The organism is Pseudomonas sp. 06C 126, from assembly GCF_001855215.1.
Classification (GTDB): domain Bacteria; phylum Pseudomonadota; class Gammaproteobacteria; order Pseudomonadales; family Pseudomonadaceae; genus Aquipseudomonas; species Aquipseudomonas proteolytica.
This window is the reverse complement of sequence record NZ_MIFU01000081.1, coordinates 20,462-36,199: the sequence shown is the minus strand read 5'-3', so window position 1 is coordinate 36,199 and position 15,738 is coordinate 20,462. Positions and strand designations below refer to the sequence as shown.

General features: G+C 52.3%; 15 protein-coding genes. 14 read left to right on the top strand and 1 reads right to left on the bottom strand.

What is annotated here, in order from left to right; genetic code table 11:
- Nucleotides 1-10 precede the first annotated feature (10 nt).
- From BHC62_RS12535 to BHC62_RS12515, 5 genes are all read left to right on the top strand, one after another.
- Complete coding sequence (locus BHC62_RS12535; RefSeq protein WP_070995217.1) at nt 11-2,221, top strand: bifunctional prephenate dehydrogenase/3-phosphoshikimate 1-carboxyvinyltransferase; 2,211 nt, start codon at nt 11-13, stop codon at nt 2,219-2,221.
- Nucleotides 2,218-2,907 (top strand): (d)CMP kinase, encoded by a 690-nt coding sequence (gene cmk / locus BHC62_RS12530; protein WP_029298696.1) that lies wholly within the window; start codon nt 2,218-2,220, stop codon nt 2,905-2,907. Before BHC62_RS12535 ends, cmk begins: the two co-directional genes overlap by 4 nt.
- 121 nt (nt 2,908-3,028) lie before the next feature.
- Nucleotides 3,029-4,723: a 30S ribosomal protein S1 gene (rpsA, locus tag BHC62_RS12525; protein WP_029298694.1), complete on the top strand. Its 1,695-nt coding sequence runs from the start codon at nt 3,029-3,031 to the stop codon at nt 4,721-4,723.
- 330 nt (nt 4,724-5,053) lie between these two features.
- Nucleotides 5,054-5,350, top strand: coding sequence for an integration host factor subunit beta (gene ihfB, locus BHC62_RS12520; protein WP_017848846.1), 297 nt, complete (start codon nt 5,054-5,056; stop codon nt 5,348-5,350).
- A gap of 24 nt (nt 5,351-5,374) precedes the next feature.
- A complete protein-coding gene (locus BHC62_RS12515) occupies nt 5,375-5,608 on the top strand; it encodes a lipopolysaccharide assembly protein LapA domain-containing protein (protein ID WP_070995201.1) in 234 nt (77 codons plus the stop codon).
- Here BHC62_RS12515 and BHC62_RS28115 read toward each other — a convergent pair.
- Nucleotides 5,605-5,784 carry a hypothetical protein gene (locus tag BHC62_RS28115; RefSeq protein ID WP_143007533.1) on the bottom strand — a complete coding sequence of 60 codons (180 nt, stop codon included), beginning with the start codon at nt 5,782-5,784 and terminating at the stop codon, nt 5,605-5,607. The two genes, BHC62_RS12515 and BHC62_RS28115, sit on opposite strands and share 4 nt — an antisense overlap.
- A gap of 181 nt (nt 5,785-5,965) precedes the next feature.
- Between BHC62_RS28115 and BHC62_RS12510 the strand changes: the two genes are divergently transcribed.
- From BHC62_RS12510 to BHC62_RS12470, 9 genes are all read left to right on the top strand, one after another.
- On the top strand, nt 5,966-7,318 hold the full coding sequence (locus tag BHC62_RS12510) for a Wzz/FepE/Etk N-terminal domain-containing protein (protein ID WP_083335442.1): 1,353 nt from the start codon (nt 5,966-5,968) through the stop codon (nt 7,316-7,318).
- A 480-nt stretch (nt 7,319-7,798) separates the two neighbouring features.
- The gene (rfbA, locus tag BHC62_RS12505; RefSeq protein ID WP_070995200.1) at nt 7,799-8,692 is read left to right on the top strand and encodes a glucose-1-phosphate thymidylyltransferase RfbA; all 894 of its coding nucleotides are present in this window, start codon (nt 7,799-7,801) and stop codon (nt 8,690-8,692) included.
- Complete coding sequence (gene rfbC, locus BHC62_RS12500) at nt 8,689-9,255, top strand: dTDP-4-dehydrorhamnose 3,5-epimerase (protein ID WP_070995199.1); 567 nt, start codon at nt 8,689-8,691, stop codon at nt 9,253-9,255. The genes rfbA and rfbC overlap by 4 nt, the downstream gene beginning before the upstream one ends.
- Nucleotides 9,252-9,656 carry an FdtA/QdtA family cupin domain-containing protein gene (locus tag BHC62_RS12495; protein ID WP_070995198.1) on the top strand — a complete coding sequence of 135 codons (405 nt, stop codon included), beginning with the start codon at nt 9,252-9,254 and terminating at the stop codon, nt 9,654-9,656. Before rfbC ends, BHC62_RS12495 begins: the two co-directional genes overlap by 4 nt.
- Before the next feature lie 108 nt (nt 9,657-9,764).
- The gene (locus BHC62_RS12490; protein WP_070995197.1) at nt 9,765-10,892 is read left to right on the top strand and encodes a DegT/DnrJ/EryC1/StrS aminotransferase family protein; all 1,128 of its coding nucleotides are present in this window, start codon (nt 9,765-9,767) and stop codon (nt 10,890-10,892) included.
- The gene (locus BHC62_RS12485) at nt 10,889-12,166 is read left to right on the top strand and encodes an O-antigen translocase (protein ID WP_070995196.1); all 1,278 of its coding nucleotides are present in this window, start codon (nt 10,889-10,891) and stop codon (nt 12,164-12,166) included. The genes BHC62_RS12490 and BHC62_RS12485 overlap by 4 nt, the downstream gene beginning before the upstream one ends.
- Nucleotides 12,163-13,590: a hypothetical protein gene (locus BHC62_RS12480; RefSeq protein WP_070995195.1), complete on the top strand. Its 1,428-nt coding sequence runs from the start codon at nt 12,163-12,165 to the stop codon at nt 13,588-13,590. The genes BHC62_RS12485 and BHC62_RS12480 overlap by 4 nt, the downstream gene beginning before the upstream one ends.
- A complete protein-coding gene (locus BHC62_RS12475; protein ID WP_143007532.1) occupies nt 13,591-14,778 on the top strand; it encodes a hypothetical protein in 1,188 nt (395 codons plus the stop codon).
- A gap of 1 nt (nt 14,779) precedes the next feature.
- Nucleotides 14,780-15,685, top strand: coding sequence for a glycosyltransferase family 2 protein (locus BHC62_RS12470; protein ID WP_070995193.1), 906 nt, complete (start codon nt 14,780-14,782; stop codon nt 15,683-15,685).
- The last annotated feature ends 53 nt before the right edge of the window (nt 15,686-15,738 follow it).

The window sequence follows — 15,738 nt, the reverse complement described above, 5'->3', positions numbered from 1 at the left end:
TGTTGTGCCTGTGATCGGTCGCCTGGTGGTGGTCGGCCTGGGCTTGATTGGCGGCTCCTTTGCCAAGGGCCTGCGTGAAAGCGGCCTGTGTGGCGAAGTGGTCGGTGTGGATCTGGACCCGCAATCGCGTCGGTTGGCGGTTGAGCTGGGGGTGGTGGACCGCTGTGAGGCGGACTTGGCCCTGGCATGTCAGGGCGCCGATGTCATTCAGTTGGCGGTACCGATCCTGGCCATGGAAAAACTGCTGGGGCTGCTGGCTGGCATGGACCTGGGCCAGGCGATCCTCACGGATGTCGGCAGTGCCAAAGGCAATGTTGTACGCGCGGCGCGGCTGGCGTTTGGCGGCATGCCGGCGCGGTTCGTGCCGGGGCACCCGATCGCTGGCTCCGAGCAGAGCGGGGTGGAAGCCTCCAACGGCCAACTGTTCCGTCGGCACAAGGTGATCCTCACGCCGTTGCCAGAAACCGATCCCGCCGCCTTGGCGGTGGTGGATCGGCTGTGGCGCGAGCTGGGGGCGGATGTCGAACATATGCAGGTCGAGCGCCATGACGAAGTGCTGGCGGCGACCAGTCATCTGCCGCATTTGCTGGCCTTTGGCCTGGTCGACTCCCTGGCCAAGCGCAACGAAAATCTGGAGATTTTCCGTTACGCCGCCGGCGGGTTTCGCGATTTCACGCGGATTGCCGGTAGCGACCCGGTGATGTGGCACGACATATTTCTCGCCAATCGCGAGGCCGTGCTGCGCACCCTGGACACCTTCCGCAGTGACTTGGATGCCTTGCGCGATGCGGTCGATGCGGGGGATGGGCACCAGTTGCTGGGTGTTTTCACTCGTGCACGGGTGGCGCGCGAGCACTTCAGCAAGATCCTGGCGCGGCGTGCCTATATGGACGCCGCCGTCAACGCTGACGATGTGGTGTTTGTCGCCAGCCCCGGTGGGCAATTGAGTGGCAAGATCCGGGTGCCGGGGGATAAATCCATTTCCCATCGCTCGATCATGCTCGGGTCGCTGGCGGACGGTATTACCGAAGTCGAGGGGTTCCTTGAGGGTGAGGATGCCCTGGCGACCCTGCAGGCGTTCCGCGACATGGGGGTGGTGATCGAAGGTCCCCATCATGGGCGAGTGACCATCCATGGTGTGGGCCTGCATGGCTTGAAGCCGGCCCCGGGGCCGATCTATCTCGGCAATTCGGGCACGTCCATGCGCCTGCTGTCAGGCTTGTTGGCAGCGCAGCGTTTTGACAGTGTGCTGACCGGCGATGCTTCGCTGTCCAAGCGGCCGATGAATCGCGTGGCCAAGCCGTTACGGGCGATGGGCGCGGTGATCGAAACCGGGCCGGAAGGCCAGCCACCGCTGACTATTCGTGGCGGGCAGTCGCTCAAGGGGTTGAATTACACGCTGCCGATGGCCAGCGCCCAGGTCAAGTCCAGTCTGTTGCTGGCTGGCTTGTACGCCGAAGGCCGGACGGCGGTGACCGAGCCTGCGCCCACCCGTGATCATACCGAGCGGATGTTGCGCGGTTTTGGCTGTCCGGTGGAGGTCGTTGACGCAACGGTGGCGGTTGAGTCGGGTCATGCACTGTTGGCCACGCGCATCGAAGTGCCGGGTGATATCTCTTCCGCGGCATTCTTCCTGGTGGCCGCCTCGATTGCCGAGGGGGCCGAATTGTTGCTGGAGCATGTGGGAATCAATCCTACCCGCACCGGGGTGATCGATATCCTGCGTCTCATGGGGGCCGATATCACCCTGGAAAACCTGCGTGAAGTGGGCGGTGAACCGGTTGCGGACCTGCGTGTACGCGCGGCACCGCTCAAGGGTATCGAGATTCCCGAAGCGCTGGTTCCCCTGGCTATCGACGAATTCCCAGTGCTGTTTGTCGCCGCCGCTTGCGCCCAGGGGCGCACGGTATTGCGTGGTGCCGAAGAGTTGCGGGTCAAGGAGTCTGACCGCATCCAGGTAATGGCCGACGGTCTGTTGGCGCTGGGTGTGAAGTGTGTGCCAACCCCTGATGGGATTATCATTGATGGCGGCGGCATGGCCGGGGGTGAAGTGCATGCCCACGGTGATCATCGGATCGCCATGGCGTTCAGTGTGGCGTCCCTGCGTGCCACTGGGCCGATTCGTATCCATGACTGTGCCAACGTAGCTACATCTTTTCCGAATTTTCTTACACTGTCTGCCCAAGTCGGCATTCGTGTAGCCCAAGAGGCTCAATTGTGAATATCAAAGCACCGGTGATTACCATCGACGGGCCGAGCGGCTCTGGCAAAGGCACCGTCGCAGGCTTGTTGGCCAAGCGTCTGGGGTGGTGTCTGCTGGACTCCGGGGCGTTGTATCGCCTGCTGGCTTTTGCCGCACGTAATCATGGCGTCGACCTGACCAATGAAGCATCGTTGGTATTGCTGGCGGCTCACCTTGACGTGCAGTTCGTCGGCGCGACCGAAGGTCATTCGCTGCGCATTATCCTGGAAGGGGATGACGTAACCGATGATCTGCGTAACGAGCAGGTTGGCTCCTGGGCTTCCCAGGTGGCCGCCTTGCCGGCCGTGCGTGATGCCTTGCTCCAGCGTCAACGGGCTTTCCAGGAGCCACCAGGCCTTGTGGCCGATGGCCGTGATATGGGGACCGTGGTGTTCCCTGAGGCGCCGCTGAAGATTTTCCTGACAGCCAGTGCCGAGGAGCGGGCGCGCCGCCGTTACTTGCAGTTGAAGGGCAAGGTGGATGGTGTTAGTCTGTCGAGTCTGCTAGATGAGATTCGTGCGCGCGATGAGCGTGACACCCAGCGTGCGGTAGCCCCGCTCAAACCGGCGGCTGACGCCATACAGCTGGATTCCACGGAATTGTCCATCGAGCAGGTGCTGGAACGCATCTTGAGTGAAATCGCCCTTCGCGATATCGCCGGATGACTCAGAGGAAGTGCAGGGGACCAGTCCTAGACCTGCGCTTCTTCTCTTATATGAACGTAACCCACACCGTCTGGGGTGTGGCAGATGGGCGTATTCTTCGCCCTTATCAACAGGAATTAAAATGAGCGAAAGCTTTGCGGAACTCTTTGAAGAAAGCCTAAAAACCCTGAACCTTCAGGCTGGCTCCATCATCACCGGTGTTATCGTTGATATCGATTACCAAGCTCGCTGGGTAACCGTTCACGCTGGTCTGAAGTCTGAAGCACTCATCCCGCTTGAGCAGTTCTACAACGACGCTGGTGACCTGACTATCAATGTCGGTGACGAAGTTCACGTTGCTCTGGACTCGGTTGAAGACGGTTTCGGTGAAACCAAGCTGTCCCGTGAAAAAGCCAAGCGCGCTGAATGCTGGATTGTTCTCGAAGCAGCCTTCGCAGCTGAAGAAGTGGTCAAGGGCGTTATCAACGGTAAGGTTAAAGGCGGCTTCACTGTCGACGTTAACGGCATCCGTGCGTTCCTGCCAGGTTCTTTGGTCGACGTTCGTCCAGTGCGCGACACCACGCACCTGGAAGGCAAAGAACTCGAATTCAAGGTCATCAAGCTCGACCAGAAGCGCAACAACGTTGTCGTTTCCCGTCGCAGCGTGCTGGAAGCAGAGAACTCCGCCGAGCGTGAAGCTCTGCTGGAATCCCTGCAGGAAGGCCAACAAGTCAAAGGTATCGTCAAGAACCTCACCGATTACGGCGCATTCGTCGATCTGGGTGGCGTCGATGGCCTGCTGCACATTACCGACATGGCTTGGAAGCGTATCAAGCATCCTTCCGAAATCGTCAACGTTGGCGACGAGATCGATGTCAAGGTTCTGAAATACGATCGCGAGCGCAACCGTGTTTCACTGGGCCTGAAGCAACTGGGTGAAGATCCATGGGTTGCTATCAAAGCCCGTTACCCAGAAAGCACTCGCGTAACTGCGCGTGTTACCAACCTGACCGACTACGGCTGCTTCGCAGAGCTGGAAGAAGGCGTGGAAGGCCTGGTACACGTTTCCGAAATGGACTGGACCAACAAGAACATCCACCCTTCGAAAGTCGTACAAGTCGGCGACGAAGTGGAAGTTATGGTTCTGGACATCGACGAAGAGCGTCGTCGTATCTCCCTGGGCATCAAGCAGTGCAAATCTAACCCATGGGAAGATTTCTCTGGCCAGTTCAACAAGGGCGATAAAATCTCCGGCACCATCAAGTCGATCACCGATTTCGGTATCTTCATTGGTCTGGACGGCGGCATCGACGGCCTGGTTCACCTGTCCGACATCTCGTGGAACGAAGTTGGCGAAGAAGCTGTTCGTCGTTTCAAGAAGGGCGACGAGCTGGACACCGTTATCCTGTCGGTTGACCCAGAGCGCGAGCGCATCTCCCTGGGTATCAAGCAACTGGAAAGCGATCCGTTCTCCGAGTACGTTCAAGAGAACGACAAGGGTGCAATCGTTAAAGGCATCGTGAAGGAAGTTGACGCTAAAGGCGCCATCATCACTTTGGGTGACGATATCGAAGCGACTCTGAAAGCCTCCGAAATCAGCCGTGATCGCGTTGAAGACGCTCGTAACGTTCTGAAAGAAGGCCAGGAAGTAGAAGCCAAGATCATCAGCGTTGACCGCAAGAGCCGCGTAATCCAACTCTCCATCAAGTCGAAAGACGAGATCGAAGAGAAAGAAGCAATCCAGAGCCTGCGCGACAAGCCAGCTACCTCTGACATTGCTTCGGGTCCGACCACTCTGGGCGACCTGTTGCGTGCACAAATGGAAAAACAGAACTAAGTTCTGTCAGACCATAGAAAAAGGGCGACTTCGGTCGTCCTTTTTTGTGCCTGGGATTTGGGTTTTGCCCTTGGGTGCGATTGGTCTGCGCAATTGGGCGCGGCCTGAGGCTGCATACGGGCTGAGGGTTTCTGATTCCGGCATTGACAGCGCTTTGTCGGTAAGGCGTCTGCTGTGGCTTCCTGGGGGCTATCTGCTGTTATCGCGGATTCTGTGAGGGTTGCCATAGTTTGCGCAAGATAAGTCAAGCCACAGGCTGTTCAAATTCATCTGGTCATGCTAAAACCTTCGGAGCGCTTTTCCTAGCTGCTTGAAAAAGAAGGGAAAAATATGACGAAGTCGGAGTTGATCGAACGAATTGTCACCCATCAAGGGCTGCTCTCATCCAAAGATGTGGAGTTGGCCATCAAGACCATGCTTGAGCAAATGTCCCAGTGCCTGGCCACTGGTGATCGGATCGAGATCCGCGGCTTTGGCAGCTTCTCGCTGCACTACCGCGCTCCACGCGTGGGCCGTAACCCGAAAACCGGCCAGTCCGTCAGCCTCGACGGCAAATTCGTGCCTCATTTCAAGCCGGGCAAGGAATTGCGGGATCGAGTGAACGAAGACGAAGAAGAAAACGTCTGAGTTTTTTTGGGATAGGAGAAGTTTATGCGCGGTGTAAAGCGCGTCGCCCTGGTACTGATTGTGCTGATCGCCGCCTTGGCGATCCTGGTATTCGTACTGGAAAACCAGCAAGACGTCGCCCTGGCGTTCCTGGGGTGGTCTACGCCACAGCTGCCGGTTTCGGTGTTTGTGACGTTGGCGTTGATTGTGGGGATGTTGGTGGGGCCGTTCCTGAGTTTGCTGGTTCGCCGTAAGGCGCGCCCAAAGTCCGCACTTTAGGGTTGGCGCATACCGTTTGTCGCTTGTATTGCAGATGCAAACCTTTCGTTCGGTGTTGAATCTTCTAACTGCGATGCGTAAGCGCTTCTCTTTCTTGAGGAAATAATGACCTTGGGGCTGCGCTGAAGCATTTTTCCTGCAATATCCTCAACAAATAGGAATTGACCTACAGTCATGTCAGGTCTTGCAATGTTATCGCGAGATGGCAAAATGCAGACTGTTCTCGATTCCAGTCATTTTGTGTGTCCAGGGCTTGGCAGCGACGCCGGGCTTTTGGTCGACTCTTATAAATACAAAAAACCACAAGATCGTCGGCATAACGAGCCCGCAGTTTCTCTTTGAAGGCAGGTTTTTGTTGTGAGTAGTAGCTTCCGTGCGCCCCCGATTCCTTCGTCCGATGATATTGATCTTATTGCGCTTTTTCAGGCTATCTGGAAGCAGAAAAAGTTAGTCTTGGCTGCTACCGCAAGCGCCGGGCTGATTGCTGCGATTTATGCGTTCCTCACGCCTCCCCAGTACGAAGTCAGCAGTGTGCTACGCCCGGCCGCAATCAACGAGCTGGATGCTTTAAATCGCTCTGAGATCTATACGCTTCCTCCTGGTGATGCTCTTGTCAGAGTGGGCGCATTATTGGAGTCTTACGATACCCGCTTGGGTTTTTTCCGCTCAAACCAGAAGCTGTTCAAGGCATTTGAGCAGCCTGGCAGGACCTTGGAGCAGAGTTTCGAAGAGTTCAACCGTAACTCTATTGAGCTCATTCTGCCTGATCCGAAGCACGTTAATTCTCTCAGTGCCTATATCAAACTAGAGTTGAGTTATCCCAAAGGCGTGGATGGAGTGGCCATTCTCAATGGCTTCGTCGATTACGCGATTGCCAAGGAGCGTGAGCAAATTGCAGCGGATCTGGGCGTCATCGTAAAAAACCGATTGAGCGAGCTCAAGGGCAAAATTGATGCTGCCCGCTCCAGTTACGAGGTTGATAAAGAGGCGCGGATAGCATCGCTGCGAGAAACCGACAGCTTGCGACGTGCGCAGTTGCAGGATGAGCTCAAGGCGTTGCGAACACAGTTGAAGACTGGGCGGGCCGACCGTGTGGCACAGTTGAACGAAGCCATTGGAATCGCCAAGTCCCTGGGGATCAGAAAACCTAGCACGCCTTCCGCTCTGGGTGAGTCAGAGCGTAATGGCTCATCAAGTGTGATGCGTACCGAAATAAATAATCAGCAAATCCCTCTGTACTTCATGGGCGTCGAGGCGCTCGAGGCTGAACGTGCTGTGTTGATGCAGCGTAAGTCCGATGACTTTACTGAGGGGCGTATCGCGCAGATTGCCAAAGAGCTTCAATTGCTCCAGTCAAACCGTGAGATTGAGGTGCTGAATCGTCGTGAAAACGAGGATCTGTTCCTGGCAGGTGTTCAGCCGGTGCGCGCGGAAGAGGCTCGTTTGCGTAAATTAAGCATTGATATGAGCCGGCTGAAGCTGGTAACTATCGATGAGCAGGCGCTTGAACCTTTACGCCCGGTCAAGCCTCAAAAGGCGTTGATTATCCTGCTTGGTCTGATTTTGGGTGGCTTTTTCGGGGCGTTTATTGCTGTGATACGTCATCTCGTCAAAACCCGTCAGTCTCAGCTGCAATCGGCAGCATTATCCGTGCTGCCCAACTCGCCGACGATGGTGGGTAGCGATGCAGGTTTGAACAAGCCGCAATAGCTGCCTGCACGATCCGCGCTGTGCTCTCCAGGCAGTGCGGTATTTGATTTCATTTGGAAACTAGTTCGCAACTTACTGTCTATAGCGCACCCGATAGGTGTTTTTCGGCTTCGGGTCTCGCGTGATACCTGGAGTCGGTCAGCGTGACTGGCATTTGTGGGGCGGTCTTCCTGCTCGTCGGGTTATGTCATGTAAAAAAACGGCAGCGTCTTGCGGTGGATGGACCATAATCACGCGAGTCGATCAACCTTGCCAGGGCGGTTATTTCCCGGCGTAGAGCGTTGTCTACGTTGCGCAGGAGGCCGTCGCAGGGGAGCGCTCCGTCCAGAAAACAACGAGATTTTTATATTGGCGATTTCGGATTGCCGGCCACAGGCATTGAAAATGTGGCTCAATACCGAGAAGCTGCGAGCTATTTTTCACCCGCCAACCCGTGTGTTGGCTTGGTGTAATGCAGATATTTAAGGAAGTTCTAAAGATATGGCGGACATCAAACGCAAAGGCATCATCCTCGCTGGCGGCTCCGGTACGCGTTTGCACCCCCTGACTCTGGGTGTATCCAAGCAAATGTTGCCTATTTTCGACAAACCGATGATTTTTTATCCGTTGTCGGTGTTGATGCTAGCGGGCATGCGCGAAATCTTGATCATCTCGACACCTGAAGATCTGCCTTGCTTTAAAAAGCTTCTGGGAGACGGCAGTCAGTACGGCATCCAGCTCAGCTATGCCGAGCAGCCCAGTCCGGATGGCCTGGCCCAGGCTTTCCTGATTGGCGAGGAATTTATTGGTGACGATCCTTGCTGCCTGATCCTTGGCGACAATATTTTCTACGGTCAGCACTTTTCCGACAATTTGCGCTGCGCCATGTCCCAGACATCTGGTGCGACAGTCTTCGGCTATCACGTATCGGATCCTGAGCGTTTTGGTGTGGTTGAGTTTGATGCAACTGGTCGGGCGTTGAGCATCGAAGAAAAACCTGCGCAGCCTAAGTCCAACTACGCAGTAACGGGTTTGTACTTCTACGACAACCGAGTGGTGGATATTGCGAAGAGCATCAAGCCGTCCCCGCGTGGAGAGCTTGAAATCACTGACGTTAACCGTGCCTACCTGCATGATAAGTCGTTGACCGTCGAGATGCTGGGCCGAGGCTTCGCCTGGCTGGACACCGGTACCCACGAGTCGCTTCTGGAGGCGAGTCATTTCGTCCATACGATCGAGCACCGCCAGGGGCTGAAAGTCGCCTGTCTGGAAGAGATTGCGTTTCACAAAGGCTGGATCACACCAGAGCAGCTTGGTGCTCAGGCAGAGAAACTGAAGAAGACCGGTTATGGTCAGTACTTGCAAAAACTCCTGGAAGAGGCTTCCAAGGCATGAAACTGATTCAGACTGCTATTCCTGACGTTGTAATCATTGAACCAAAGGTTTTTGGCGATGATCGCGGCTGGTTTATGGAAAGCTTTAACGAAGAGCGGTTTCATATAGCACTTAAAGAGCTGGGGCTGCCTATTCCTCGAGCGTTTGTTCAGGACAATCACTCCTGCTCGGCAAAGGGCGTGCTGAGAGGCCTGCACTTTCAGCGCGCTCCTCATGCCCAGGGTAAGCTGGTGCGTGTGGTAAGGGGTGCTGCCTTTGATGTGGCGGTGGATATTCGGCCTGAGTCCAGTACTTACCTGCAATGGGTCGGTGTGGAACTAAACACCCAAAATAACTTGATGCTATGGATTCCTGAGGGTTTTGCCCACGGTTTTGCTGCTTTGGAAGATGACACGCACTTCTTGTATAAAACGACAGATTATTACGATAAAGACTCTGAAGGGGCGCTGCACTGGAGTGATGCAAGGCTTGGGATAAAATGGCCTGCTATCGGCGGCTTTAACGTTAGCGATAAAGATGACAAGGCTCCGACATCCGATAGCCTCTCGGAGAAGCAAGCATGAGTTTGATCAAGTTTCTGGATATCACATCCAAAGGTGATGAGCGAGGCCAGTTGGTCGCGCTGGAATATGAAAATGATATTCCGTTTGAAATTAAGCGCGTTTATTACCTCACCGAAACAAAAGAGGGTGTTCCACGAGGTTTTCATGCGCACAAGGAACTGATGCAGGTGGCGGTATGCGTGTCTGGACGTTGCCTGATGAAGCTTGATGATGGTGTGAATAAGGAGGAGGTTTGGTTGGATGCTCCTGACAAGGCTATTATTATTGACCGTATGATCTGGCGAGAAATGCATCACTTCAGTCCGGACTGTGTATTGCTGGTATTGGCAAGTGCCGTTTATGACGAGCGTGACTATATAAGGGACTATTCGGTGTTCAAAAGCCTGGTTAGTCAATCCTAGAGTTACAGTGGATGCGCCAGTTTTCTAGTGAAAATGGCCGGCTAATTAAGACGATAGTTTAAGTGGGCCCTGTCTCTGGCTCTGTCAAAGTAACCGAGTGCTTGGTAAATGATAAAATTTCTCGATTTGAAAGCTATAAATGATCTTTGCCGCGATGAGCTGGTTGGCGCTTGTACGCGTGTGGTCGATTCCGGTTGGTATATCGGTGGGAAAGAGCTCCAAACATTCGAGCATGACTTCGCCCACTATTGCGGCGCTGAGCACTGCATTGGCGTTGCCAACGGCCTGGATGCTCTGGTACTGGTCATTCGTGCCTGGAAGGAGCTGGGCCGCCTCAGTGACGGTGATGAGGTTCTTGTTCCCTCCAATACTTACATCGCCAGTATCCTGGCCATTTCGGAAAACGGATTGGTTCCGGTATTGGTCGAGCCTGATCCGAAAACTTTCAATATTTGCGTGGAGAATGCAAAAGCCGCGATAACACCAAAAACCCGGATGATCTTGCCGGTTCACCTGTATGGGCGACTGGCTGATATGCCAAAAATCATGGACTTTGCTCGTGCCCATGACTTGCTGGTTCTGGAAGATTCGGCGCAAGCGCATGGTGCGATGATCGATGGGAAGAAGGCCGGTAGCTGGGGCGATGCGTCTGGATTCAGCTTCTATCCTGGAAAAAATCTCGGCGCACTGGGTGATGCTGGGGCGGTCACGACCAGCGATGAAGTTTTGGCCAAGACGGTTCGTGCGCTGGGCAACTACGGATCCCATGAAAAATACAAAAACGTATATCGTGGCGTGAATAGCCGGCTGGATGAAATGCAGGCCGCATGTTTGTCTGTGAAGTTAAAACACTTGGACCAACAAACCGCCTATCGTCGTGAGATTGCCGAGCTGTATAGCAATTCGATCACCAATCCGGCGATTACCCTACCTGTGGATGTAGCATTCAAAGCCTCAACCAATGAATGCCATGTATGGCATGTCTACACAGTACTCTGTGCTCAGCGAGATGATCTCCAAGCCCACCTTGCGGCTCAAGGTATTCAGACGCTCATCCATTATCCGATCCCGCCTCATCTCCAGCAGGCATATGCTGAACTGAAGGATCAACAGCTACCGGTATCGACTCAGATACATGAGCAGATTCTCAGTTTGCCAATCGGCCCCACGCTATCGGTAGAGGAGGCTCGGATTGTCATTGAAGCCTGCAATAGCTTTAAACCGGACACCGTATGAATCTGGTTCGGACCAGCCTATTAAATGGTATTGCTGTTGCCATTAAAATGCTTACCTTGCTAGGTCTTAACAAAGTCTTGGCAATTTATGTGGGGCCCGCTGGATACGCCGCGATAGGGCAGTTTCAAAACGCGCTGCAGGTGATCACGATATTTACCGGTGGCGCCATTACCAATGGCGTCGTCAAATACACTGCGCAATACCATGAGCAGCCTGAGCAACAGGTTAAGTTATGGAAAACAGCAGGGTTTGTGGCGATTCTGGGTAGTCTTGTCGTTGCATTGCTTGTTGCTCTGTTTAATAAAGAGCTTGCGTCGTTATTCCTGAAAGATACCGCCTTGGGCGGTGTTTTTCTTTGGTTTGCCGGTGTCGTGGTTTTTTTCTCGCTGAACATATTGTTGCTGGCGATACTGAACGGTCGAAAGGAAATCGTACTGTATATCGTGGCTAATATCGCCGGCAGTTTCTTGTCATTTGGTGTGACGTTTTACTTGGCTACCAGTTTTGGTCTGTACGGTGCGCTGGTAGCCTTGGTAGTTTATCAATCTATCAGTTTTGTCGTGACGCTATTGTTATGCCTTAGAACCCAGTGGTTTAAGCTTTCTTTCCTGTTCGGGCGCCCCGACAAACAGATTGTGAAAAAGCTGTTTGCCTTTTTCTTGATGGCTGTTGTTTCTGCTGCATGTGCGCCCTTGGCGCAGATGCTGGTTCGGAATCATATTGGGACAGCATACGGCTGGGAGATGGCTGGTTATTGGGAAGCCATGTGGCGTCTGAGTGCCGCTTATCTTTTGCTGGTAACGACTACATTAAGTGTCTATTACCTACCCAAGCTTTCGGAGCTGAAAACGGCGGCTGAGGTTAAAACCGAAATTATCCAGGGTTATAAACTGATTTTTCCGGTTGCCTTGTTAGCTGCTGCCGCGATGTATGTGCTACGAGATTTTGTCGTGGCAGTACTCTTTACCTCCGATTTTTATCCTGTCCGAATGTTCTTTGCCGGACAAGTAGTGGGTGACTGCCTAAAGATATTCAGCTGGATTATGGCGTATGTCATGCTGAGTCGGGCTATGGTCAAAGTTTTTATTACCACTGAAATTATATTTTGCATTTCCTTGTATTTGTTGACCATGGCGTTCACGCAATGGTGGGGGGTCGAAGCAGCGACCTGGGCTTATGCGGTAAATTACGCTGTGTATAGTCTGGTCATGTATGTTTTTGTCTACCTAAGGCTTGATGATTATTTTCATAAGAATCTGGAACATCACGCTTGAAAAAACTATTTAAGGATTTTGAAGTTGCCATCCGTGAGACGGCTGATCTGAATCAGGCACTCACTTTGGCGCGTGCCTACGGCAACCTGCTCTGGTTTGCGGATGTAGGGATTCATGATGCACCACTTGTCGAGGCTGACCTGATTGAACGCTGCCTCTCGATGGCGGATACAAACTCCGTTGCTGCGTCCAATGAACGTGGAGGGGTTTTGCATGTCGTGAGCGAGCCCTTCATGACTGGTGGGCATACGAGGTTAATGGAGAAACTGGCCTCCATGCATGCCGAGCCTGTCGATCTGTTGATCTCGCGCCAGGCGACGCCAGATGCCAAGGCCCAGGTTTGCAGATTTTTTGCTGATACCAAAGTCGTTAGTGCTACGTTTCCCGTTGACGCGCTGACGGAGATGGTGTGCCTGTTGTCGAGCTATGAAAAGGCCGTCCTGCATATCCATCCTGACGATATTCTGGTCGTCATTGCATGCGGAGTCGCAAAACGGATTTCTGGGCTTGAGGTGTTTTTTGTCAATCATGCCGATCACGTTTTCTCCTATGGGAGTTCGGTTGCAGACTATTACTTCGAGCTCAGTGGTCACGGCTACCGCTTTGATTTGACCAAGCATATTCAGGGGCGCAAGAGCTTCTTAGGTATCCCGTTGAACATCCCAAACGGGAAGATGGCCGTTGATTTCAAACCGGCGAAGCAGGCCCCATTGCTTTTCATTTCTGCCGGCTCGGATATCAAGTACAAACCTCGTAAAGGCTTCAGTATTTTCAAATTGGTAGCGCGTATTCTTGATGACTACCCCACCTCGACATTCATGGTTATCGGCACTGATGTCAAAAAAGCATTCTGGTGGTGGCCCTTAAAATTTAAGTATCGTTCCCGGCTGAGTATCAGGGCTCATCTAGATTTTCAGGCGTACAGCGAACTGGTCAGTAGGGCAGACTTTTATGTCGACAGCCACCCATTGCCAGGAGGAACCGCATTTGCGGAGCAGTTCGTCAGGGGGCAGCGATGTGTTGGATTGATCTCCCCGGTCCAGGGCTATTCCCCAGCGGACAGGCTTAAGCGAACTGATATCAATACTGTTATGGGCTCTATAGCGGACTACCGGTACGATCAAGAGGTGTTTTGCGCTATTGAGAAAGTCAATGCCTATGACTCAGTAAAGGCGCGCTATTTGAGTTGTCTGTACGACGAACAGGTTTACGCTAACCTATTGGATACAAAAGGTGACTGGCCTGGAGATACTGCGTTTTTCGAGGAAGAGAAAGATCCCTTGGGAGCTGACATTGCCGTAGACACATTTTTACTATTGTTCAAGCTTCAGCGCAATCTGGCCTTTCGCTTGTTTATGGCGTTATCTATGGGGAAAAAAATAAAATTGCTGGCGAAGATGATCTTGGCGGGGAGAACCCGATGATTGTTGACTTTGTTGCGCGAGCGTGGGTTTTCAATGACTAGTCGGATTATAAGTTGGCTTTTGTTCTTCTATTGTCTGTCGACCGTGCTGCTGCCGGTGTTTATACTAAATAAGTTGTTTTTTATACCGCTTTTTTTGATGGCGGTTTATGTTTTGTTGAGTCGGCCGCTTAAAACATTTGCGCCCATTGTCGTCTTCACGATTTTTTTATACGGTTTTTTTCTCGGTTTAATAGGTGATGCAGATGCTGATTATGCCCGGCAAATGCTTTTGGGGGCTGTTTCACTTTTTCTGATTTACTCTATTTTCGAGTTTGACGTGGACATGGGTGGGATTGTCAAGGCAGTAGGCGCTATCTTTGCACTTATCATGTGTGCCTTTTCTTTTGTGTTGATGGTTGAACCGGGCTCGTCGCTGGGCGGGATGTTGCTTGAATTTTACAATGCCAATGAACTTGGTTACTACGGGTTACGTAGTTTTGGCGGGTTGGATATGTTCATGCTTCATCATCGATCCTCTCCGTTTCTATTACTTCCGCTGTCACTGTTTTATCTTGACTTTCTACAAGTGAAGCGCTTTTGGTCACTGTTTTTCGTGTCTGTTATTTTAATGGCTGTGATCTGGTCTGCCTCTAGGGGGTTGATAGTAATGGCAGCTATTTCCATGCTGATACTTTATTTTTATAATAAGAATTGGTCTGCGCGGCTGCTGATGTTGTGTGTTTTGGTGCCGGTAATTATTCTGGGTATGGGCTACTTGCTAACAGAAACTAGCATGTTTAGCTCTGATGAACAGTCGAATAACATTAAAATTGGTCACATATTGTCGTTTCTGAGTGTGACGGATTGGAAGATGCTAGTGTTCGGTAATGGTTTGGGGTCGTATTACTACACCGAAGGTTATGGCGAATTGGCGGCCCAGACTGAAATTACCTGGATGGATTCCGTTCGGTATGTGGGGCTTCCATTATCGATTTTGTTGTTTTGCGTTCTGCTTTTTCCTAATCGTAGATACATAGCAAGTGCACAAAGCTCCTCCAGTCGTCTGATAATATTAATGTATCTGCTAATGTCATTAAGTAATCCCGTTCTTTTCAACTCATTCGGATTTCTAGTGATATTGTGGTACTGGTCCGTCGTGATAAAAAATCAAGAACCTTTGGCGTTGAACGCTGAAGTCAGGAGGTAAGTTGGATACTGTTGCAGCAATAGTTGTCGGTTATAATCCCGATATCGAGGTTCTTGACGAGTTGCTGACGTCCCTCGCAGCTCAGGTAGAGCTTCTGGTATTAGTCGATAACGGCGGGAGTGAATCATTCCTGGCGCAGGCGCCTGAAGTGCGCGCGCGGGTCAACTATGTCTCGCTAAATGGCAACAAGGGATTGGGCGCCGCGCTCAATACCGGCTTTGCAATGGCAATTGAGGCGGGTATTCAATACGTCGTGACGTTCGACCAGGACAGCCACGCCGAACCTGATCTAATTGCGCGGTTGCATCAGGCGATGATCAGCGCCAAGGCAAAGGACACCAGCTGCATTGCTGTCAGTCCGGCGTTTTTTGATCGCCGCGATGGAAAGAAAATCAATTTCCCTTTTTACAGCTCCATCGACGGCGTTATCAAGCCGGTTTTCAGTTCTGATGATGAACACGGCCTCGTGAAGGCGGATGCACTGATTACTTCGGGTATGTTCATCAGTACTCGCGCGTGGATCGAAGGTGTTCGCTATGACGAAGGGATGTTTGTTGACTTCACGGATACGGAATGGTGTTTTCGGGTTCGTGACAAGGGCTATAACTTGTACGGTTGCCTGAATGTGGAAATGGGGCATGCATTGTCTGATGCCCCTCCAGTTAAAATTTTTGGCTTGAGTTTTTTCAGATATTCCCCTGTGCGTCGTTATTTTTTCTTTCGTAATACTGTCGCTGTTTGCCGTATGCGACATACGCCGACGTGCTGGAAAAAGCGTTTGCTGTCTGCGCTGATATTGCGTTTTTTCGTTAACCTGTTGATAGACGACAGTAAGCTCAAATCACTGAAAATGATGATCCGTGGTGTAAGCCATGGCTGGCAGAAGAAGTTGGGCGGGGTGCGTTGAATGTCGTTTTCAGGACGTCACCTTCCACGGATTGTTTTTGGGTCAAGTACTGA